The organism is Actinomyces sp. S4-C9 (genome assembly GCF_000758775.1).
GTDB lineage: Bacteria > Actinomycetota > Actinomycetes > Actinomycetales > Actinomycetaceae > Gleimia > Gleimia europaea.
The window spans coordinates 114,099-135,408 of sequence record NZ_JRMU01000001.1 but is presented as its reverse complement, the minus strand read 5'-3'; the positions used below and the strand labels follow the sequence as shown (position 1 = coordinate 135,408).

Annotated in this window: 20 protein-coding genes and 1 other RNA gene; 15 read left to right on the top strand and 6 right to left on the bottom strand. The window is 54.4% G+C overall.

The features are described from left to right. Positions 1-244: 244 nt before the first annotated feature. Positions 245-612, bottom strand: a transfer-messenger RNA (tmRNA) gene (gene ssrA, locus HMPREF1628_RS08795). A 223-nt stretch (positions 613-835) separates the two neighbouring features. Between ssrA and HMPREF1628_RS00605 the strand changes: the two genes are divergently transcribed. From HMPREF1628_RS00605 to galE, 6 genes are all read left to right on the top strand, one after another. Further along, the gene (locus HMPREF1628_RS00605; RefSeq protein ID WP_034506486.1) at positions 836-1,897 is read left to right on the top strand and encodes an adenylate/guanylate cyclase domain-containing protein; all 1,062 of its coding nucleotides are present in this window, start codon (positions 836-838) and stop codon (positions 1,895-1,897) included. 163 nt (positions 1,898-2,060) lie between these two features. Continuing rightward, a complete protein-coding gene (locus HMPREF1628_RS00600; RefSeq protein ID WP_034506722.1) occupies positions 2,061-2,741 on the top strand; it encodes a response regulator transcription factor in 681 nt (226 codons plus the stop codon). Positions 2,742-2,744: 3 nt separating this feature from the next. Beyond that, complete coding sequence (locus HMPREF1628_RS00595; RefSeq protein ID WP_034506483.1) at positions 2,745-4,070, top strand: ATP-binding protein; 1,326 nt, start codon at positions 2,745-2,747, stop codon at positions 4,068-4,070. A gap of 66 nt (positions 4,071-4,136) precedes the next feature. Beyond that, positions 4,137-5,258, top strand: a complete 1,122-nt coding sequence (locus tag HMPREF1628_RS00590) for a 5-(carboxyamino)imidazole ribonucleotide synthase (protein ID WP_034506481.1) — start codon at positions 4,137-4,139, stop codon at positions 5,256-5,258. A gap of 5 nt (positions 5,259-5,263) precedes the next feature. Next, entirely contained in the window at positions 5,264-5,761 is a 498-nt protein-coding gene (purE, locus tag HMPREF1628_RS00585) for a 5-(carboxyamino)imidazole ribonucleotide mutase (RefSeq protein ID WP_034506719.1), read from the top strand. Positions 5,762-5,782: 21 nt separating this feature from the next. Beyond that, complete coding sequence (gene galE, locus HMPREF1628_RS00580; RefSeq protein ID WP_034506478.1) at positions 5,783-6,799, top strand: UDP-glucose 4-epimerase GalE; 1,017 nt, start codon at positions 5,783-5,785, stop codon at positions 6,797-6,799. Positions 6,800-6,871: 72 nt separating this feature from the next. Here the strand turns inward: galE and HMPREF1628_RS00575 are convergent, their stop codons facing one another. Further along, positions 6,872-7,921, bottom strand: a complete 1,050-nt coding sequence (locus tag HMPREF1628_RS00575) for an LCP family protein (RefSeq protein ID WP_232219341.1) — start codon at positions 7,919-7,921, stop codon at positions 6,872-6,874. A 17-nt stretch (positions 7,922-7,938) separates the two neighbouring features. Between HMPREF1628_RS00575 and HMPREF1628_RS08950 the strand changes: the two genes are divergently transcribed. Then, positions 7,939-8,106 carry a hypothetical protein gene (locus HMPREF1628_RS08950; protein ID WP_156956796.1) on the top strand — a complete coding sequence of 56 codons (168 nt, stop codon included), beginning with the start codon at positions 7,939-7,941 and terminating at the stop codon, positions 8,104-8,106. A 255-nt stretch (positions 8,107-8,361) separates the two neighbouring features. Here the strand turns inward: HMPREF1628_RS08950 and HMPREF1628_RS00570 are convergent, their stop codons facing one another. The 3 genes from HMPREF1628_RS00570 to HMPREF1628_RS00560 are packed head-to-tail and all read right to left on the bottom strand — an operon-like array spanning position 8,362 to position 10,755. After that, positions 8,362-9,681 (bottom strand): LCP family protein, encoded by a 1,320-nt coding sequence (locus HMPREF1628_RS00570; RefSeq protein WP_052038722.1) that lies wholly within the window; start codon positions 9,679-9,681, stop codon positions 8,362-8,364. Position 9,682: 1 nt separating this feature from the next. Then, positions 9,683-10,072, bottom strand: coding sequence for a DUF2304 domain-containing protein (locus HMPREF1628_RS00565; protein WP_034506475.1), 390 nt, complete (start codon positions 10,070-10,072; stop codon positions 9,683-9,685). Positions 10,073-10,080: 8 nt separating this feature from the next. After that, positions 10,081-10,755 carry a glycosyltransferase family 2 protein gene (locus tag HMPREF1628_RS00560; RefSeq protein WP_034506473.1) on the bottom strand — a complete coding sequence of 225 codons (675 nt, stop codon included), beginning with the start codon at positions 10,753-10,755 and terminating at the stop codon, positions 10,081-10,083. A gap of 142 nt (positions 10,756-10,897) precedes the next feature. Between HMPREF1628_RS00560 and HMPREF1628_RS00555 the strand changes: the two genes are divergently transcribed. The 4 genes from HMPREF1628_RS00555 (at position 10,898) to HMPREF1628_RS00540 (ending at position 14,973) form a co-directional block, all read left to right on the top strand. Further along, positions 10,898-11,500, top strand: coding sequence for an acyltransferase (locus HMPREF1628_RS00555; protein ID WP_034506471.1), 603 nt, complete (start codon positions 10,898-10,900; stop codon positions 11,498-11,500). Continuing rightward, positions 11,500-12,603, top strand: coding sequence for a DegT/DnrJ/EryC1/StrS family aminotransferase (locus HMPREF1628_RS00550; RefSeq protein ID WP_034506468.1), 1,104 nt, complete (start codon positions 11,500-11,502; stop codon positions 12,601-12,603). The genes HMPREF1628_RS00555 and HMPREF1628_RS00550 overlap by 1 nt, the downstream gene beginning before the upstream one ends. Further along, on the top strand, positions 12,603-13,589 hold the full coding sequence (locus HMPREF1628_RS00545) for a Gfo/Idh/MocA family protein (protein ID WP_034506466.1): 987 nt from the start codon (positions 12,603-12,605) through the stop codon (positions 13,587-13,589). The genes HMPREF1628_RS00550 and HMPREF1628_RS00545 overlap by 1 nt, the downstream gene beginning before the upstream one ends. Before the next feature lie 112 nt (positions 13,590-13,701). Beyond that, the gene (locus tag HMPREF1628_RS00540) at positions 13,702-14,973 is read left to right on the top strand and encodes a lipopolysaccharide biosynthesis protein (protein ID WP_232219340.1); all 1,272 of its coding nucleotides are present in this window, start codon (positions 13,702-13,704) and stop codon (positions 14,971-14,973) included. Between the two features lie 32 nt (positions 14,974-15,005). Here the strand turns inward: HMPREF1628_RS00540 and HMPREF1628_RS00535 are convergent, their stop codons facing one another. After that, the gene (locus tag HMPREF1628_RS00535; RefSeq protein ID WP_034506461.1) at positions 15,006-16,598 is read right to left on the bottom strand and encodes a hypothetical protein; all 1,593 of its coding nucleotides are present in this window, start codon (positions 16,596-16,598) and stop codon (positions 15,006-15,008) included. A gap of 130 nt (positions 16,599-16,728) precedes the next feature. Between HMPREF1628_RS00535 and HMPREF1628_RS00530 the strand changes: the two genes are divergently transcribed. From HMPREF1628_RS00530 to HMPREF1628_RS00510, 4 genes are read left to right on the top strand one after another with little or no spacing between them, the layout of a single operon-like run. Continuing rightward, complete coding sequence (locus HMPREF1628_RS00530) at positions 16,729-17,829, top strand: glycosyltransferase family 4 protein (RefSeq protein ID WP_034506459.1); 1,101 nt, start codon at positions 16,729-16,731, stop codon at positions 17,827-17,829. 11 nt (positions 17,830-17,840) lie between these two features. Next, positions 17,841-18,914, top strand: a complete 1,074-nt coding sequence (locus HMPREF1628_RS00525; RefSeq protein WP_034506456.1) for a glycosyltransferase — start codon at positions 17,841-17,843, stop codon at positions 18,912-18,914. Continuing rightward, positions 18,914-20,068: a glycosyltransferase gene (locus tag HMPREF1628_RS00515; RefSeq protein ID WP_084703126.1), complete on the top strand. Its 1,155-nt coding sequence runs from the start codon at positions 18,914-18,916 to the stop codon at positions 20,066-20,068. The genes HMPREF1628_RS00525 and HMPREF1628_RS00515 overlap by 1 nt, the downstream gene beginning before the upstream one ends. Then, the gene (locus HMPREF1628_RS00510; protein ID WP_052038721.1) at positions 20,065-21,261 is read left to right on the top strand and encodes a glycosyltransferase; all 1,197 of its coding nucleotides are present in this window, start codon (positions 20,065-20,067) and stop codon (positions 21,259-21,261) included. The genes HMPREF1628_RS00515 and HMPREF1628_RS00510 overlap by 4 nt, the downstream gene beginning before the upstream one ends. Positions 21,262-21,310 lie beyond the last annotated feature (49 nt).

Below are 21,310 nucleotides of genomic sequence, written 5' to 3'. Positions count from 1 at the left end.
ACCCAGCGGAAGAGGTTCTTTGGCCCACTTTGGTTAATAAATCGTGGGCGGTGTCTTCCAAGAATATCTGCTGAGTGAATCCGCGAAGATCTTCGGGCGTGGCGTAGTTGGTGAACGTGTATGTTCATCGGGGACGATACGCGCTTGTTATCGTTTTGAAAGATGTAAATATCCGCACCAACTCAAGCCTTACAGAGCGTTTGCCGCACAAAATAAGGCCTCCCAGCAGGTGCTGGGAGGCCAGTAGTGGAGATGCCGGGAATTGAACCCGGGTCCAACGACCCACCCCAATTTCTTCTCCGGGCGCAGTTTGCAATAAGTTTCTCAGCCACTAGCAACATGCAAACCTGCAACTAGGTGGCTCAGTTGAGAAAGTGTCGGTTACCGCCTCCCAACGCGATGGCAACCCAGTGGCTCATAAAACGACGCCAGGAACCAAACTCAGAGCATTGCTTGGGCTGACGGACTTGCTCGCTAGATTAGGCAGCGAGGGCAAAGTCGGTGCGGTTCTGTTCAGCACCTATTGTTTTGAATACATGGTTAACGAGGTCAGTAGACATCCTCGGCCCGCTTCACATCGATTGAAGATCGCTGTCGAAACCGATCATCCCCCTATGTAGTTTTCCATCCCTAACCCCGCACGCGGTGGCCGCCTCCAAAATATTTTTAGAAAACCAGCGCAACCAAAATGCGATTGTTAAGGACAAATAAGTATATGGCGAAATCCAACAATAAATCAATGGATAGCGCGAAATAAACCGCAAAACGGCCCGTGGCTGCTGGCAGGTTTCTAAACAGTCGCTAACCAGCTCGCCAAAAGACTAGAGTTGAGGTGATGCATAACACCCCCGACGCCGATCAGTCGCCTTCAACTACAGGGTCCTACAGGAAGATCCTGCTGGGCGGCGAACCAACGCTAAGCGCAGCAGATGTAGCGGCGCGCACCGAAACCCCAGTAACCCGCGTTAATTCCTATTGGGTTGCCATGGGGTTCGCTCCGGCTGTCGAAGGCGAGGTTGTATTCACCACGCAGGACCTCAAGGCATACCAGCGTTGGTCCGATCTGATCGACTCGGGTCGCATTGACCTGCAGACCGGGCTGTCGCTCGTTCGCGCGCAAGCACACATTACGGACCGGCTCGTGCTGTGGCAGATGGAGGCCCTCGTCGATGACGTGGCGCGCAGATACACATTAGATGACACGTCCGCCAGGCTCGTCACGTTAGACAAGTTCCGCGAATTCCTGCCCTTCCTTGAAGAGGAGCTCATTTACTCTTGGAAACGTCAACTTGAATCAATCATTACGCGCGTCGATCAGGAAGTTTCGCACCGTGGTCGCGAACGGGAAACAAACAGCTTCCCACTTATTCGCACGCTCGGCTTCGTGGACATGGTCTCCTACACGTCTTCGTCCGTTTCGCTTCCCGAAGAGGATCTCGTTGATCTGATCGACCAGTTCGAAACCGTGTGCCGCATCGTGATCCCGTCCGCGGGAGGGCGCGTAGTGAAAATGATTGGCGATGCCGTGTTCTACATCGCTGATGATCTGCCAACCGGACTGCGCGTAGTTACCGAACTGATGCAGCGCTTAAACAGTATGCGCAAAATGTTGCCCGTGCGCGCATCTATCGTGCAGGGGGCAGTGTTTTCGAGGTCGGGGGACGTCTTTGGGCCGCCCGTGAATCTCGCTTCGAGGTTGGTTGATGTAGCTCCGGTTGGGCAAATCATTACCGACGGAGAAACCGCTGGTAGGATCGCGCGCGGCGAGGCTGGGCCTTGGTATCGCGTGTCGGCAGCCAAGGAAGCTGATCTGCGAGGAGTGGGCCGGGTAGTCCCGTTCCAGGTGAGCGTTGAAGACCGTCCACCTGTTGAACATTTGCCAATTGAATCTCTCTAAACTTTAATCATTCAATTTTGCGAACAATTCGTATAGGAAACGTCTATATGTAGCGAAAAACTGATTACAGACACGCTCAAATAGTAAAAAGTATCTTGATGTCGCATTACATTTTACTTCCTCAAGGCGTGTGCAATGCCCAAATATGGCCTACTATAAAAGCGTGACTACTGTTCTTTTGGTTGAAGATGATCCTGCTATTGCAGAGCCCCTAGCTCGCGCGCTTGGCCGCGAGGGCTACGAAGTTAGGGCACACGGCACCGGTCGTGGAGCTCTAAACGAGGTTGATAGCGCCGACCTCATCGTTCTTGATCTTGGACTTCCCGATATGGACGGGCTGGATGTAGCTCGCCAGGTGCGTAAACTTGGGCTGTCCACCCCGATTTTGATTTTGACTGCTCGTGCGGACGAGGTAGACATGGTTGTCGGCCTTGACGCTGGCGCGGATGACTACGTGACAAAGCCGTTCCGCCTCGCAGAGCTACTTGCCCGCGTTCGCGCACTGCTGCGTCGCACGGGAACCGAAGAGGCTGATGGCGAACTCACCGTGCAGGACGTTCGCGTCGATGTGGGTGCGCACCGCGCATTCGTGAAAGATCGCGAGTTGCAGCTAACCGCTAAGGAATTCGACCTGCTCCGCGTCCTCGTTCGTGAGGCGGGCAACGTGGTTGAGCGCGACGTGCTTATGCGCGAAGTTTGGGGGTCGGACCCCACCGGTTCCACCAAGACTCTCGACATGCATGTTTCCTGGCTACGTCGCAAGCTGGGGGACGACGCTGCGGATCCACACTACATCACCACCGTTCGCGGCATGGGATTCAGGTTCGAAAAAGAGCGGGCCTAACACATGCGCGCACGCGTTATTAAAATGATCGCCACGGCTGTGACCGTGGCGGTCTTAATTCTGGGCATTCCCTCGCTTTTCATTGGCGGCGGTCTGGTTTGGCAGTCCGCACAGCATAATCTTGAGTCGCGCACGCAACTACTCGGCAACATGGTTGAGCGCAGAATCCAATCGGGGGATGAGCTCACACAGCGCAACCTTGACAACTGGGTGCTGGGAAACGATCTGCTCAGCGGCGCGTACGTGCGTGTGAACAATCCGGATGAAGCTGGCCTTGTTGAAAGAGGAGGGCATGTTGGTGCTCCTCGCATGACCGCCTCAGTTGTCTTGCCGTCGGGTACCACGGTACGTAGCGAGATTTCGGCATGGCCAACAATCCTCTCAATCGCGCGCCTTGTTGCGGTGTTTCTCGCCGGTATTATGGCCTCCCTTGTGGTTGGTTATTGGTTAGCTTTGCGTGGATCACGGCGTATTTCCGCACCCCTTATTTATCTGGCTGCGCAGGCAGAACAAATCGGTTCCGGACAGGTGCGGGCTCGCGTGAATCCTTCCGGTATTGAAGAGATTGACCTGGTCCAAGAAGAGCTTGTGCGCACAGGGGAGCGCATGGCTGGCCGGCTTGCCGCGGAACGCCAGTTCGCTGCTAACGCCTCACACCAGTTGCGTACGCCGCTCACGGCTTTGTCCATGCGTTTGGAGGAGATCGACCTCATCACGGATGATCCGGAGATTCAAAGTGAGGTGCGTGTGTGCCTTGAACAGGTTGAGCGCCTCACGCAGGTGATCAGCGACCTTTTGACCACAACCAAGAGCGCGGGAGGTAATGCGGAGGCAATCCACGTACTCGAAATCTTTAATCAGCAGCGCGAAGAGTGGGAGGAAACATTCGAGGTAGAGGGCCGAGAGCTGATTTTCACAGACGAGGCCGCGCAACCTGTGCTTACATCAGCGTCGGTACTATCGCAGGTTTTGGCAACGCTGATTGAGAATTCGCTCCGTTACGGGGCGGGCACAACCCGAGTGGTGTGTCGTAAGGGAACATCGTCGCGTGGCGTTCTGATTGACGTTTCTGACGAAGGTGAAGGTGTAGCCGAAGACATGACGGAGATGATTTTCGAAAAGGGCGTCTCTGCGCATGGATCTACGGGCATTGGCCTTCCGCTGGCACGCGACCTCATTAAAGGAACGGGCGGCCGGCTAGAACTGACGCAGGCAAAACCCGCAGTCTTCACTGTCTCACTACCGGCAATGCCAACCAGCTTGGACCCGGACGTTGTGATGCCAGAGGGAATGCTGGTGTCGGTGGGCAGGCGCAAGCGCAGATTCTAAAGCGAGGGGGCGGCCTGCAGGTGAGACGGGCCGCCGCTATCGAGCCGTGCGCGATAGGCTGAACGGGTGAGTCGAACAATAGCTGTGGTTGGCGGCGGACAGCTTGCCAGAATGATGGTCCCTCCAGCAACTGAGCTGGCAATTACTTTAAAAACCATGGTCGAAGCCAGTGACGGTTCGGCCGCGCAGGTCACCGTGAATGCGCCCGTGGGTGATCCGAAGAGCCTCGATGACATGAAGTCGTTGATCAAGGGCGCCGACGTGCTTACGTTCGAGCATGAGCACATCCCGCCCCAGATCCTTGCCGAGTGCGCCGGTATATCTATCCAGCCGCCGGCAAGCGCCCTTTTGTATGCGCAAAATAAGCTCGCCATGCGCAAGAAACTGCAGGAAATTGGGGCGCCAGTGCCCAGGTGGGCGCAGGCTACCACTCGTGAGGACGTGGCGGAGTTTGGCGATGAGGTCGGCTGGCCCGTGATCGCAAAAACACCGACGGGCGGTTACGACGGCAAGGGTGTTCGAGTAGTTGCGGACGCTCGCGGCGTTGATGATTGGCTGGCTACCGGGCCGGTGTTGCTGGAGGAAAAGGTGCCGTTTACCCGCGAAGTTGCGGTGCTCTTGGCACGCACGCCCTCCGGTGAGGTGAAGCAGTGGCCGGTCGCGGAGTCGATCCAAGAAGACGGCATTTGCTCTGAGGTGATTGCGCCAGCCCCCTCGTTATCTGAAGAGGTCGCTGCGCGGGCGCAAGCTGTTGGTGATCTGATTGCGCGTGAACTTGGAGTGACGGGCGTCCTGGCCGTTGAAATGTTTGTTGTGGATGGTCAGGAGCCAGTTCTGTTGGTCAATGAGCTTGCAATGCGTCCGCACAACACTGGCCACTGGACGATTGACGGTGCGTTAACCAGCCAGTTTGAACAGCATTTGCGTGCGGTCTTAGATTTACCGCTGGGTGAAACCACACCAATTCCGGGCGTTTGGGTAATGAAGAACTTGCTTGGTTCTAAGTACGAGGATGCCTATCATGCTCTCCCGGACGTGCTGAAGCAGCTGCCCGGAGTCCACGTCCATCTGTACGGAAAAAGCGTGCGCCCCGGGCGTAAGCTCGGACATGTAACGGTGTGTGCCGCTGATGTGAAGACAGCTCGTGACAAGGCGGGCAAGGCCATCGATATTCTGTTTGGAAAGTGAGCGACATGGTTCAAGTTGGCATCGTAATGGGGTCTGATTCGGACTGGAAGGTCATGGGCCAGGCCGCTGAGGTTATGCGCGAGTTTGACGTTGACTTTGAGGCGCGCGTGGTTTCTGCCCACCGCACGCCAGAAGCGATGTTGCAGTATGGCAAGGAAGCCGCGCAGCGCGGACTAAAGGTGATTATTGCCGGTGCTGGGGGAGCCGCACACCTGCCGGGTATGCTCGCTTCGGCAACGCCGCTACCGGTGATTGGCGTACCTGTGCCGCTCAAATATCTGGATGGTATGGATTCGCTGTTGTCGATTGTGCAGATGCCCGCCGGGGTTCCCGTCGCTACCGTTTCGATTGGCGGGGCGCGTAACGCCGGCCTCCTCGCGGTTCGAATGCTTGCTATGTCAGATCAGACGCTGCAACAAAAAATGGAGCGTTTCCAACAGGATTTGGCCGAGCAGTCCAGTCAGAAAAACCAGACTTTGCAACGATCTTTAGAAACCAATTAGTGAGAGTTTTAGACTGTAGTTATGAGCATTATGGTGATTGGCGGTGCCGGTTACATCGGCGCCCATGTAGTTAGGCTTTTGCAGGAACGCGGCGATGAGGTTGTGGTTGTTGACGACCTTTCGTACGGCACAAAGGATCGCATTGGTTCCGCTAAGCTCGTACAGCTTGACGTTGCAGATACGGCGTCGAGCGAGGCCTTGTTGAACACGATGGTGGACGAGGACGTTACGGCCGTGATTCATTTTGCGGCGCGCAAACAGGTGGGCGAGTCGGTGTCGCGCCCTGCCTGGTACTACCAACAGAATGTGGGCGGCATGGCTAACGTGATGTTGGCTATGGAAAAGGCTGGTGTGAACCAGATGATCTTTTCCTCTTCCGCGGCGGTTTACGGTATGCCACCGGTTGAAGTAGTGAACGAGGACATCGAGAAGCATCCGATTAATCCCTATGGCGAAACGAAGTTCATTGGCGAGTGGATGATGGCTGATTGCGAGCGCGCCTGGGGCTTGCATTGGATCGGCTTGCGCTACTTTAACGTGGCGGGCTCAGGCTGGGATGATCTAGGTGATCCGGCAACACTAAACTTGATCCCCATGATTTTTGAGCGCTTGGCACGTGGTAAGGCTCCCGCCATTTTCGGCACGGATTATCCTACGGAGGACGGCACGTGCATCCGCGATTACATCCACGTGAAGGATTTGGCGCGCGCTCACATTGACGCGCTGGATGCTCTGGCATCCGAGTCGGATCTAAAGCACAACGTTTACAACGTGGGTACGGGTAAGGGCACGTCAGTACGTGAGATTGTGGATGCGTGTCGCGAGGTAAGTGGCATTAGTTTCGAGGCTGAAGAGCAGGATCGTCGCGCTGGTGACCCACCCCAGTTGATTGGCAACGCTAGCCGTATCACGGAGGATCTGGGCTGGAATGCTGAGTATGACGTAACGCAAATCGTGGAGTCGGCATGGAGCGCTTGGCAGGCAGGTCCGCGCAAGATTGACGTTGCAGCAACTAACGAGTTGTTTAAGAAGAACTAGATTTCGTAGTTCAAGACAGCGGGGTGAGTGATCTGTATGGATCGCTCACCCCGCAACTGTTTGAAAGCGACGCTAGGGAAGTCCGTTGGCGTTTAGCTCCGCGGAGGTAAGGGAGCCGTTGGCGAGTTTGCGGAAGAACTCATCCGCATCGTCGTCAAGCAACACGGCAGATCCTTGACTGGTTTCGAACGCAATTGTAGCAATCGGAGGAGTACCCGTATTGCCACTCGACGTTGCGGCTCTGAAGTCCAATGCCATTCGCGCGAGTTCAAGACTCGATGTATCCGGGTCGGTGGTCACAGACTGAGCTGCGGCCGAGGATATCTTCATTTGCCGCACAGGGTTCAAGGAATTCGTTGGAAGGGCCGCCGTCTTCACGATTGCTCCGATAACCTGCCGTTGTCTTTCCGCGCGTCCAATGTCCCCATTTGGATCGGAGTAGCGCATGCGTGCAAAGGCAAGAGCAGTGCGCCCATCCGCGTTGTGGCAACCGGCCTGCCACACGAGTTCGGAGCGAGGATCATCAACGTCGTAGTCGAGGCAGAGCTCAACTCCGTTCATTGCATCCACGATATCGACAACACCCTGCATTCCCACTTCTACGTAGTGGTCAACGGTGATGCCGCTGAGTTCCTCAACAGTATCCACCAGCAGTTCAGGGCCTCCATATGAGAATGAGGCGTTGATTTTGTCTTCCCCGTATTCGGGGATATCAACCCACGTGTCGCGGGGGATCGACACCAGGTAGGCGTTGCCGTTGGGTGCACGGTGAAGCAACATGATCGTGTCCGACCTGTGCCCCTCGGTCTCGTCGGTGAATTGTGTACCGTCGCGCGAGTCCGACCCGGCAATTAGGTAGGTAGTTCCCGGCGTGTCGCCGGCCCCGCTGAGAGCATCTACATGTTCTACTTTCCCGCCCGCCCAGCTGAGCAGTAACAAGGGCCATCCAACCAGTAATGCCAGCACTACCAGAACAGTTACGAGGGCGCGGCGACGCCTGTTTGGTTTGCGGCGGGCGGTGCCTCCTTGAGGCGTGCTTGGAGTATTGGACGTGTTTGGACGAGATTGAGGCTTCCAGGTGGGCGAGGCCGCTACTGCGCGGTTGGTGCGCGCTGGTTCCACTGGTGTTCTCGATGTAGATGAGTACCGGTTTGGCGCATACGAGGGCGGAATCTGTTCACGCGATCGGCTCGATGCCGGTGCATATGAGGGCGGTGTTTGCCGCCTTTGTGGCTGAGATGACGCGCGATCTACGCGACGCTTGTGCTCGCAGGGCTGGATTGGTTTTTGCGTGGCAGAAGAGTTAGTCGAGCGCGCGTGCTGGCTGGCAACGCCGTCACGGGCAACTTGGGAGTTACGATAGTTACGCTTCGCTGGGAAGGAAACGGAGCGTCCGTGCGAGTTTGACGCTGAGTTTGAGTGGGTTTTAGGAGCAGTAGCCCCGTTGCTCAGACGCCCATTAGACTTCTTCTGAACGCGTTTTGCACCTTCTGTGGAGGGGCGGTTACGGCCCGCTCGCGGTGGAATGCTAGGTGGGATGCTCTTGGGAGGCTCGCCGTTGTTCACAGGCCCCCTCCCTCGCCATTACTATCTCTCAAATACTCATCGTGAGAGCCGTCGGATCCTTCAGATCCATCCCCGTTTGGATTGCTCTTGGCAGGTTCTTCGAGGAATGCCACGTTGCCTTCAGAGTCAGTGATCCAAATATTGGAAGGCAAGGGCGCATCCTTTTGGATCGACTCCCAAAGCTCGTCTGCTTGCCAGGTAGGAATTACGCGGTTGGGGTCCCAAGGGGCTTCGGTGAGTGGCATGGTTACGAATTGCAAGCCATCGCCTGAAAGTCCGGATAGCGAGTACGCGAGCCCCATGGACGTGTTTATCCGCGAGAAGTTCGAAGACGTCTTAATAATGTCGAGCGATTCGGAGATAAAGGCGTACAGTTTTGGAAAGTCAGTCAACAAGTTCTGTGACTGCGCAGTGTGGAATATGCGCCCCATAAGTTCTTGTTGGCGGCCAATGCGGGAAATGTCAGACCCATTTCCAATTTCTTTGCGCGCTCTGGCGTAGGCGAGGGCGTCGTGGCCGTTAAGCACGTGACAACCCGCAGGAATGTCGAGCTCTGCGGCTTGGTCGTACAAGTCTTCTTCGAAGCACATTTCCACGCCGCCGAGGGCGTTGATGATCTTCTCAAAGCCTGCAAAGTCGAATATGACAAACCCATCGATGGGAATGCCGGTGAGCTCTTCCACGGTTCTCCAGGTGCAACCCACGCCCGCGTCCAGGTTTTCCTCGTTGTATCCCGAGCCAATGGACATGGCCCAGTTGATCTGCCCAGTTTGGGGGTAGGTTTCGGATCCGTCTTTGAGGACGCACGAGGGGATGTCCACAATCGTGTCGCGCGGGATGGAAACTAGCTGCACGCGCCTGCGGTCAGCAGAAATATGCGCAATGATCGTGACATCTGCCCGCAGTGAGGGATCTTCATCGTCTCCGTAGCGGGAGTTGCCTTCACCAACGCGCGAGTCGGTACCAAGCACGAGGACGTTTACAGCACGCCCGTCGAAGCTGTCTGCGGGGGGACGATTTTCCTTCTGCGGTGCGAACTGTTCAACTTGCAGTTCAGATTTGGCAGCCCGGTGGGACAGGTCGTTGTACAAGAGCCCAGCGGCGGTGCCGACGAATACTAATACAGCAAAGAGGGCAGCACTAATGATCCGCAGGGTGGGGCGTCGGAAGCGGAATAGTGTGTGCCGCGGTCGAGCCGTTGGACGCGGGCGACGTCTTTTTAGCTGCGGCGCACGCGAGAGTGTCTGCTTGCCCTGGTCACGTACCAGGTTGCGAACAGCTTCCTCTTGGAGGCTCTTTGTTGCGCGCTCTTTCACGTTAGTCCTCAGATTGTGTGGGCGGCTGGCTGGTTTCCGTACTGCTACGAACGGTTTCCAACGCGATGGTGCGCGCTAGTTGCGTGAGCTTACGTTCGACTGCGGCGTCACGCCGGTACGCGGTAACGAGGGTGCTAAAGAACGCGAGAGTGAGTCCGTACAGTAAGAGGTCGGTGCCACGCCCGATGCCTAAAGATACTGCTATGTGCGATAGCAGGCTGGGAAATAGTGCTGCTACTACGGCGAAGGCAACGAAAACCATCATTGACAGCCGGCGCATCGCGAGGTGTTGCGCAGACTTTACTGGCTTCATGATGAAGTATGTTGCGGCCAGGAGGATGGCGACGATCAGGAGTTTGATGAACCATTGTGATCCAAATATTGCTGACATTTGCGCTCCTACTTCATGATTAGTTCGACCAAAATGTTGATCGAGTTCAGTAGTGATTGACCCTTGGAACGCGAGTAATCCGTGTAGATGATGTGCACGGGCATTTCGCGCCATTTGAGTTTGGTGTCGAAAAGCTGGTACACGATTTCGGATGCGTGAGCCATCCGGTTTTGGGTGATGTCGATTTGCTCCAGGGCATCACGGCGGATTACTCGAAGGCCGTTATGTGCGTCGGTAAGTTGCTCGCCGGTGCGCATGCGAGTGACGAATGCCGCGGTTTTAAGAACGAGTTTCTTGAACGCTCCAGTTTCGGCTTTTCCTTCAAGGAAGCGTGATCCAAATACGAAGCCGAGATCTTCGCTTTCTGCCGCGTCTAGCATGGCAAGTGCGTCTTCAACGCGGTGTTGGCCGTCGGCGTCGTAGGTAACGACGTATTTTGCGTCCGTGTTTTCAAGTACGTAGCTGAATCCGGTTTGCAGGGCAGCGCCTTGCCCGAGGTTAATGGGATGTGCGGCAACTGTGACGCCGGCCGCGAGAGCCTCTTCGATGGAGTTGTCACTGGAGCCGTCGTCAACGCAGATGATGTTCGGGAAGGTTTTGCGTACTTTAGTGAGTACTTCACGCACGACTTTTCCCTCGTTGTATAGGGGAACAACGAGCCATGTTTTGTCCGTCAGTTGCATGTGTGCCCTGTGATTCTTCAAATTTGCGTCTCTAATCACTAACCACTTTACAATCTTTAAGTGTAAAAACGCTGAATAGGCGCCGTTAATAACTGTGATTATGAGCGTAGAATAAGTTTGACTGTAACTGAACGGAGGACTTATGCCGAGAATAGTCGATAGTGCAGACGTTTCAGCTGAGGCGAAGATTGGTGAGGGAACTTCAATCTGGCATCTCGCGCAAGTTCGAGAAAATGCTGAGATTGGAAATAACTGCATTGTTGGCCGCGGCGCTTATATTGGCGAGGGCGTGAAGATGGGGGATAACTGCAAGGTACAGAATTATGCCCTGGTTTATGAGCCCGCTGAGCTTGCCGATGGCGTTTTTATTGGCCCGGCTGCTGTCCTGACTAATGACTTGTTCCCGCGTGCGATTAATGCGGATGGCTCGCTAAAGAGTGCGTCTGATTGGGATCACGTGGGCGTAACGCTAAAGCGTGGAGCTTCTGTTGGTGCCCGCGCGGTGTGTGTGGCTCCTGTGACGGTTGGCGAGTGGGCCACTGTTGCGGCAGGCTCTGTTGTCACGAAGGATGTGCCAGATTTTGCTTTGGTTGCCGGGGTTCCAGCCCGCCAGATTGGTTGGGTTGGGCAAAGTGGCGTGAGGCTACAACCGGTTGAAGGTAGTGAAAATCGTTTCAAGTGCCCAAAGACTGGGCAAGTTTTTGAACAGATTAGCGATAGTGAGCTAAGAGAGGTTAGCGAGTAATGACCCGAGAGATGATTCCCGCAGCGAAACCGTTGATTGGTGAGGAAGAAGTTGCAGCCGTTACTGCAGTTCTCCGGTCTGGCATGGTTGCGCAGGGCCCGCAGGTAGCTGCTTTTGAAGAGGAATTCACCCAGCAGATGACGCCGGGGGCCGAGTCGATTGCTGTGAACTCCGGTACTTCCGCTCTTCACATTGGTCTGTTGGCTTCTGGTATTGGCGCAGGCGATGAGGTTATCGTGCCGTCATTTACGTTCGCCGCTACGGGCAACTCCGTTGCTATTGCAGGTGCCAAGCCAGTGTTTGCGGACATCGATCTTGAGCATTTCTGCTTGGATCCGAAGTCCGTGGAGGCTTCGATCACGGAGCGTACTAAGGCGATTATGCCCGTCCACCTTTACGGTCATCCGGCTCCCATGAATGACCTGAAGAAGATTGCGGACAAGCACGGCCTCATGTTGTTTGAGGATTCTGCGCAGGCTCACGGTGCTTCATTGGATGGAAAGAAGGTTGGAACGTTTGGCACATTCGCGGCATTCTCGTTCTATCCCACCAAGAATATGACTGCCGGTGAAGGCGGCATGATCACCACCACGGATCCCGAGGTGGCGCGCAATAGCCGTTTGCTACGCAACCAGGGTATGGAGAAGCGCTACGCAAATGAGCTGGTTGGTTTGAACAACCGCATGACTGATATTCACGCCGCGATTGGTCGCGAACAGTTGAAGAAGGTTGGCGCGTGGACGCAGAAGCGCCAGGAAAACGCGAAGTTCCTTTCAGAAAACCTTGAGGGCGTTGTTGTTCCGGCTGTTGCCGAGGGCGCTGTGCACGTTTACCACCAGTACACGATCCGCGTAGTTGATACTGACCGCGATCGTTTCATGGAGGCGTTGCGCGACGAGTACCAGGTTGGCTCGGGCGTTTACTACCCGATTCCAAACCACCGCTTGCCCTCCCTTGCTCCCTACGCTCCGGGCCTTGAGCTACCGGTAACCGAAGAGGCCGCGAAGACCGTGGTTTCACTTCCGGTTCACCCGTCGCTCTCTCAGGCTGACCTGGATCGCATTGTTGAGGCCGTGAATGCTCTTGCTAAGGCTGGTGCTTAATGTCTGATATTCGAGTTGGTGTTCTTGGCATTGGCTCCATGGGCCGCCACCACGTGCGTAATGCACGTGAGACGGAAGGCTTTGAGCTAGTTGCGCTCGCGGATCCAGGCGGTGACCGTTTTGATGTGGCTCGCGGCATGGAGGTTCTGCCGGGCGTTGAGCAGATGCTCGAGGTCGGTATTGATGCAGCTGTTGTGGCTGTACCTACCGCTTACCATTTCGAGGCCGTGATGAAGCTGGCTGAGGCCGGTGTGCACACGCTGGTTGAAAAGCCGCTGGCCTCCACCCTTGAAGAGGGCGAAGCAATGGTGAAGGCGTTTGACGAGGCTGGCGTGGTTGGCGCGGTTGGCTACGTGGAGCGCTGTAACCCGGCGTTGTTGGAGATGCGCCGCTTGGTGTCGGAGGGTTACCTCGGCGAGGTCTACCAGGTTGTGACTCGCCGTCAGTCCCCGTTCCCGGCTCGCATTTCGGATGTGGGCGTGGTGAAGGATCTGGCAACGCATGACGTGGATTTGGCTGCGTGGGTTGCGGGCTCTGAGTACGAGTCGATCTATGCGCAGACTGCTTACCGTTCGGGCCGCGAGTTTGAAGACATGGTCTCGGCTACCGGCCGTTTTAAGAATGGTGTACTGGTTAGCCACTTGGTTAACTGGCTTACTCCGTTCAAGGATCGCATTACGATCGTTACGGGTGAACGTGGCGCTCTTGTGGCTGATACCGCGATGTCTGATTTGACGTTCTACGAGAATGGTCGTTTCCCGGTTGAGTGGGATCAGATCGCGGCATTCCGCGGCGTGTCTGAGGGCGAGGTTACGCGTTTTGCTCTGGTTAAGCGCGAGCCGCTCCGCGTTGAGCATGAGCATTTCCGTGACGCCATCCTAGGCACAGGCACGGAGCACGTGACGATGCGTGAGGGTCTACAGACTATGAAGGTGATTCAGGCGATGCTGGATTCGGCCGCGTCTGGTGAGGCTGTGAAGCTGTAGTTCAGTGCTTTGGTGCAGGGGCGGTTCTGCTTCGATTTGGAGCGGGGCTGCCCCTGTCCTTATCTTTGAGTGTGGTTAGGGGGAGTTGTTGTTCGACAGAATTAGTTCGTATGTGAAGAGTGTCGCGGCTTCTTCTCCGTTCCTTCGTCACGTCTTGACACTTGTGACGGGTACGGCACTTGCACAGATGGTTGTCTTCTTCATGATGATGATCATTACCCGGCTTTATGGGCGTGAAGCCTTAGGAGAGTTGGGGACCTTCAACTCGATAGTAGCTATCGCAGTTGCGATTGCTGCGGGGCGCTATGACATGGCGTTGATGCTCGAAAAAGATGATCGTGACGCAAAAGTAGTAGCCATGCTGGCGCTACGCCTGATCGCGATCAACTCGCTAGTAATAACTGTTTTGGCGTTCCCTCTACGTGATGTGGTAGCCAAACTTTATTCTGAATCGGTTGCAAGCTGGATGCCTCTAGCTGGCCTGACCACATTTTTTATGGCAGGCGCAACTTTGTTTCAGTATTGGTACAACCGGAAAACTGATTACAAGACCATCGCTAAAAACCGTGTGGTGCAACAGGTTGGAACCAGTAGCGGTCAGGTGGTTTTTGGATGGGCAGGTATTCATACCCTTCCCGGCCTGGTGGGTGGCCAGATTGTTGGACAGGCGTATGCCTTCTTTAATCTTGGTATTCGAGCCAAAGACTTGCGCACGCTGGATGTATCTGGGGCTCGCTCAATGCGAAAACTTGCCCGTAAGCATTGGAAGATGCCTGTATTGAATGGCCCGAATGTGCTGATTGATGCGGTAAGAATCAACGGCATTAATCTGCTTATTGGCAGAGTCTCCATTGGCGATTTCGGTGAGTACAACATCGCGAACCAAGTGGTAAATGTTCCCGTGATGTTGATTAATTCGGCTGTCTCACAGGTGTTCTTCCAAAAGCTATCTACGGTTGAGCCGGGCCAAATGTTGCCGGAAGTTAAGAACGTAATCAAACGTGCAATTTTGATTGGAGTTGTTCCGTTCGCTCTTCTGTGGCTGGTAGCGCCGTGGCTGCTACCGATTTTATTTGGGGCAGATTTTAGCCAGTCGGGTTATTTTGCACGTGCCCTTATCCCATGGATGGCGATGCTGCTCATCACCTCACCAATTTCGACGATGTTTGTTGTTACTGGCACGCAGCACTGGTTGTTGATCTACTCGATCCTTTACACGATCGGTCCATTGACCTGGTTGCTTCTGTCTCCACTTGATCTGCTTGGAACCGTCTACGTGATGGGAGCAATCATGGCCGCATTCTTGGTTGCAATGACCGTAATGTCTGTTTTCGCAGCCCGCCGGTTCGATCGACGCGAACTCGCCACAGAGGATTCCATCTAGCACTTTGCCCTAGGCCTGGCCTAAGGTATGGATCATTTGCTTGGAGGTAGCACAGCGCCTTCCGGCGTCCACGTCCCATCCAAGAAAAGCTCGCTGTATATTCCCAGGATCGTCCTGCCCTTTAGTAATTTCCAATCCAGTTGCCTGGGCGTTAGGTTTCCTGTGAGTGCTTCAAATGCCATCGGATGGTGGCGGGTCACATGTGCCGCATAGGCTTTTTCAATAACGTCTGACAGTCCAACAAGATTGAGGGCTTTCTTGAGTGTCTTCTTGAACGTGGGATCCAACTGTGCAGCGGGGCCGCCGAAGTTGGGCAGGGAAGTTCCGGAGACATGCTCGTAGCGTTCGTTGGTGAAGCGGATGTACGGTTCACGATCGTCTCCCCAGGCCTTTGGCGTGCCGGTGAACCAACTGTCCCATGCCTTGGCTTCAAGCATGGGCATTGCCCACTGGAAGCCAAAATGCTCGTATGCCCGAACGGAATTGTTGATGTATTTTGCCTGACGTTCTAGCAGGTTGAACTGAATGAATACCAGTATCTTGTCCAGTTGATCTGCATCTGGCCAGTAATGTTGCAAGAATGCGGAAAGTTTATTGCGCGAGTAGCTGTGCGTTGCCGCGAACCCAGGGTCCCCTTGCAAGGTGAAGTGATGCTGGGCAAGTACGCGCGCCATGTCTGCATACCCAAGCGTTAGATTCGGGTCGTAAGCCCACGTGTCGTGTTCGTTTCCTACCACCGTGTGTCCGGGGCTAACGACGCCGAGCGGATCTACATCCGGATCGTTCTTAAGTTCGCCTAGTGCATACCAATCTTGGATGTGAGGAAGGGCGTTCCCGCTCCAGGTATCCTTCAAAAACGCGGTGGTATCGGGGCTGTACCAGCGTCGTCGTACCTTGGCAGGATCTAGTTCTACGAATTTCCACTCGTATCCTAGGCCGGTTGCGACCATGCGCGAGATTTCTGCTTCAGATGAGTCTTTTACGCCGTAGGTAAACGCGAGTACATTGTCGGCGCCAACTTCTCTTAGCGCAGTCATGAAAAGGCGTGAGTCTGCGCCGCCCGAAAGAGGAATTAAAATTTGGTGGCCGTGCGCATCATCTACAAAATTGGAAGTGAGTTCAAGAATGGTCTGGTAGAACTCTTCCATGAGTGCATCAGGATCATTTTGTGTCTGTTCATGGTTGAACGCACTAGCGTGAGCAGTGAGGCGAACAGCTTTAGTCGAGCTGAACTCGGCGATTGTTCCGGCTGGTACCGTATGCACATCCTCGATGAGCGTATCGGTTCCAAGTACGAATGCGGTGTGAAGAAACTCTTGTGCTGCCTCTTCATTGCGCACTGGTTTCTTCATCATCTGGGTTAGCTCACCGGGGGACGAAGACAGGATCAGCTCACCGTCGATGTAGATGTAGAGAATCGGGAACGAACGCAAGCCATCTGTGACTGCCCAAACCTGATCGTCACGTTGAATGATCGCCGCCCAGTTTCCACGTTGAGCCGCGACAAAATCGGTGATGGAACTACCGCTTAAAAGCTCGGGGGCCACATTTAGGGTTGAACGCCACCACAGGTGCCCGTTTGGCACATCAAACTGTTCCCACTTTGGTGCATCCGCAATCTTCACTGAATATCCCTTTCGTGACTGGCCTTTCTAAGCTTACAGGCTAGGCGTATGGATGCTGAATACTCGTCTTGACTCACGGGGTGGGTTAGGATGAATAAATAATCTTAGATATCTATTTTGGGAGAGCGGAATGCGCGTTGGCATTGTTACGCCGTGGTTTCCCACGCAGGTGAACCCGAGTTCAGGCGCGTTTGTTTTGAAAGATAGTCAGGCGTTGCGTGAAGCGGGTGTGGACTTAAGCGTTGTGCATTTGGTGCCTCCCCATGAAGATGACGGAAGCCGAAAGACAGTTGTTTCGGGGATTCGAACCATTCGGGTGCCAATGAGTACCTCCAATCCGTTAGACATCGTGCGCGCACGTCTTGAAATAGCGCCATTAATTAAAGATTTTGATGTGGTACATACCCAGGCAATCTCTGCTATCGAGCCGTTCGTGTTCGGTCGCCCCAAGCAGTTTTGGGCGCACACCGAGCACTGGTCTGGGATAACCAACCCGCAAACTCTGCCCGCGTCATGGCAAAAACTTCGCCCTGCCCTCTTGAAGATGGAATTACTTCCAGATGTTGCTATTGCCGTCTGCGATTATCTAGCAGAGCCGCTACGTCGCATCCGCGGTTCAAAGCCGGTTGAGGTTATTCCATGTCAGGTTCCAGCGCCCGAAAAGGTGGTGGCACGGCGTGAGCGTGACGGAGTTATCCGTTTGATCTCTACTGGAGCGCTAGTTGAGCGTAAGGATCCTCTGCTCGCGGTACGAGTGTTGGATGAGCTCAGAAAACGCGGTTTCGAGGCCACACTAACTTGGCTAGGGGATGGACCGTTGCGCGGCGAGGCCATCTCGCTTGCTGATGAACTGGGTGTTAACGCGAAATACCCTGGGACGGTCGACAAAGCTGGGGTGCAAAAGGCGCTCGCGGAAGCTGATATTTTCATTGGCCCAACGCAAGGTGAGAATTTCTTCGTAGCTGCTGCCGAGGCGATCGTTAACGGTCGCCCGCTAGTTGTAGGAGCTAACGGAGGTCACGGGGAGTACATTGATCCGGCGATTGGCAGGCTCATGAGTGTGCAGGATGCGGGTGGATATGCCGACGCGGTTGTCGACTTGTTCGAAAATACTGCTGATTGGGATGCGCAGCGTATTGCCGCTACGGTTGGCGATAGTTTTGAGCCGCATAAGATTGCTACCTCGTATATAGATCTGTACAAGCGCGGTATTGAGCAGCGAGGCTTCTGACATTGGTAAGGATGATTTACCATGCCGCGTATGAGCTCAACTACGAGTCTGTATCCGCTTCTGCGATCAGGCCGCGCCGAATGCTCCAGGCATTCAAAGATGCAGGCTTCGAAGTTTTTGACTTGACGGGACAGAGCTCGGTTAGAAGAGCGAAGTTCCGCAAGCTGAAAGCGAAGCTAGCTGGTGGGGAACAGTTCGCGTTCATGTATTCAGAATCTGCGACAATCCCTGCGATGATTGGAGATGCCAACCACTTTCCGCATTTGCTATTAGATGCGCAAATTTTTCGCACGCTGAAAAAGTATGGTGTGCCCACGTCGGTCTTTTACCGCGACTTGTATTGGGTGTATGACGAATACGAGGAGCGAATCGGCAAACCGCTTGCAGCTGGAATGCGCGCACTGTACAGGTATGAGTTAGCACTCTATAAGCGTTACGTCGACATAATTTTTGTGCCTTCGTTTGAAATGGCACAAGAGATTCCTCAACTGCGCATTGCAAAGGTAAAAGAGTTACCTCCGGGCGGTGAACCGGTAGACGTGCCAGCGTCCCCCTCACCTCTAAACATGTTCTATGTTGGCGGTATCGGTGCTCATTACAACTTGCACCAGTTGGTGCGAGCCGTTCAGCGCGTTCCCGCGGTTACACTCACGATTTGTACAGATGAGGATCGCTGGAGGGCCGTTGAGCACGAATATGACATTCGTGAATCTAACGTGCGGATAGTGCACGTTAAAGGTAGCGATCTGGATGACTACTATGCGAGCGCGAATGTAGCGGTGATTGCTGTTGATCCCACTCACTATTGGTCGTTTGCCGTGCCTTTCAAACTGTATGAGTACGTGGGGCGCGGCAAACCGATAATCGCTACTGATGGGACTTTGGCAGCTAAAGTTGTTTCGCGCAACGACTGGGGATGGACCGTTCCCAATGAAGAGCAAGCGCTTGTGAACTTGTTCGAACGCTTGAACCAAGATGAACAGGAAGTGGTTGCGCACACAAACAAGGTGCTTGCCGACAGGTCGAACAATACTTGGCGTGCACGTGCACAAGCTGTTGCTGATTTGCTGACGAAGGGACAATAATGCATGTTCTATGGACGCCGTCATGGTACCCGAGCCCCGAGTTTCCGCTTAATGGGCACTTTTTTGAAGAGGCCATAGATATTCTGCGAAAGCACGGGCATGAGGTAGGAGTATATTGTCTGGATCCCAAGAGCTTTTGGCAGCAGGGGAACCGCCAGCTTCAGATAGATCGAGACAAGCGCGTAATACGACAGACGGTTAAAACCGTACCGCGCGGAATTTTGCCTGGAGACTACGCTCTTATTAAACGTCATACGATTGAGGCTGCCCGAGCCTATGCGAAGCGTTGGGGCAAACCGGACATTATTCATGCGCAATCCGTTTTCCCGGGTATTCTCACAGCCCAAGTGATGGCTGAGTACTGGAACGTACCGTTTGGAATCACGGAGCATAGAGAATCCACACTCTACGCTAACGAGAGCAATCCCCGCTTCCGAGCAATTAAACATGCGGTTAAAGATGCAGATTTCAGGCTAGGGGTTTCTCCTAACTTCGCGAAGGAACTTGGGGGAAAATACGGAGCGGAATTCGGCGTTGGAACGCTACCGGTTCCGCAGACATTTTATGATTATCCGTTACATGCTCCGAAGCCCGGAAAGACGCAGTTCGTTCATATTTCTAGTCTGGAACGTAGGAAGCGTGTTGAAGAGACGATAATCGCGCTCAAAGTGCTTGTTGATGAAGGATTCGACGTATGCCTTGATGTTATTGGCGGACCTGAGAATCGCTGGACTGAGGTACGCGCTTTTGCTGAGGAATTAGGGGTTGCTGGTGTGGTCAAGGTGCTTGGCCAAGTCAGCCGCGATGAACTACCGAGCGTGCTTTCCACTAAGGACGTATTGGTTTTGGTATCTTCAATCGAAACAGCTGGCATGGTTTTTGCCGAAGCGCAAGCATTGGGCATTCCCGTAATTGCGTCAGCGAGTTTAGGCGGCGCATACATGGTCCAAGAGGAAACGGGGATTCTGGTGCCGATCGACGATCACGATGCGCTGGTAGATGCTATGCGTGATTTTGCCTCGGGCAGTGTCATTAAAGAACCAGAAGAGGTAAGGCGGGTAGCCTACGAGAGGTTCTCAGGAGACGCATACGCAAAACTCCACACCGATGTTTATGGACAAGCTCTTTGCGCATATAAGGAAATGGGATCATGATTCTTACTGGGCTAATCGTTAGCCGCATTTTCGCGCCGGAGCCATCCGCGGCATCACTACGCCTTAAGGCAGTAAAAAGCGGATTGGAAGAAGCAGGATCGAAGGTTCGCGTGTTTACCACTGAACCACCCGCGGGGGTTGAGGCAGAACCAGATAGCACGATCTGTCGGGTCCCTGTCTTGCGCGACAAAGAAGGCTACGTCAAGGGCTACTTGTCATACGCCTCATTTGATATTCAAGCTTTCTTGAAGCTACTCACAATGCCAAAAGTTGAGTTCATCCTGGTTGAGCCGCCTCCAACCACTGGAACGGTTGCACGCGTGGCATGCACGATTCGCCGCATCCCATACTTTTGGTATGCCGCCGATGTGTGGTCTGATGCAACAGACAGCATGGATGTTCCCGGCTTTGTAAAGAAGACGGTACGAAGCATCGAGACTTTCGCGATCAGAGGAGCGCGCGGTTGCATCGCCGTATCTGACGGCGTAGCGCAAAGAGTGCGGGAGATGGGCGCTAAGTCGGTGGCAGTTGTGCCAAATGGTGCAGACACCGAGCTTTTCAATCCAGAGGCTCCAAAGCTTACTCCAGAAGAAAAGAACCGGATGCGCATCTCGCATCCATACTTCATCTATGCGGGTACAGCGTCAGGGTGGCAGGGCGCCGAATTGTTCGCGAACGCATTTGAGAAGTTCTGGAATCCGGGCCGTGACGTTCAATTCCTTTATTTGACAAGGGGAGACAGCGTCCCCGAACTTGAAAAGATTGCGGGCAGGCTTACAAAGAAGGCGCAAGCGACGGGTGCGGACTATGAGCCCCTAGTAGTCCAGAAGACCGTGCCGCCCCAGGAAGCAGCTAGTTGGCAGAGCGAGGCTATTGCGAGTTGCGTCTCTATTCAGCAGGGAATCGGTTATGACCTTGCGTACCCAACCAAAGCGCTAACCGCTTTATCGTGTGGAACTCCTGTTCTCTATGCTGGTGTGGGGCCGGCAATAAGCGATATTGAAGATAATGATCTCGGCATTTGTGTGCCCTATAGTGAGGAATCAGTGCTTGAGGCTATGGACACTCTGCTGTCTGAAACACGCGAGACGGGAGATCCGCAGCGTCTACACAAATGGGTGGAGGAGAACCGCTCTATGAAAGCAGTGGGGAACGCCGTGGCTACTTACATTGCCGATAGAACTGCGAAATGACTTACGATAAAGGACTCTTTTGGAAACTTTAAGTCAGTGGGTTCCCGTG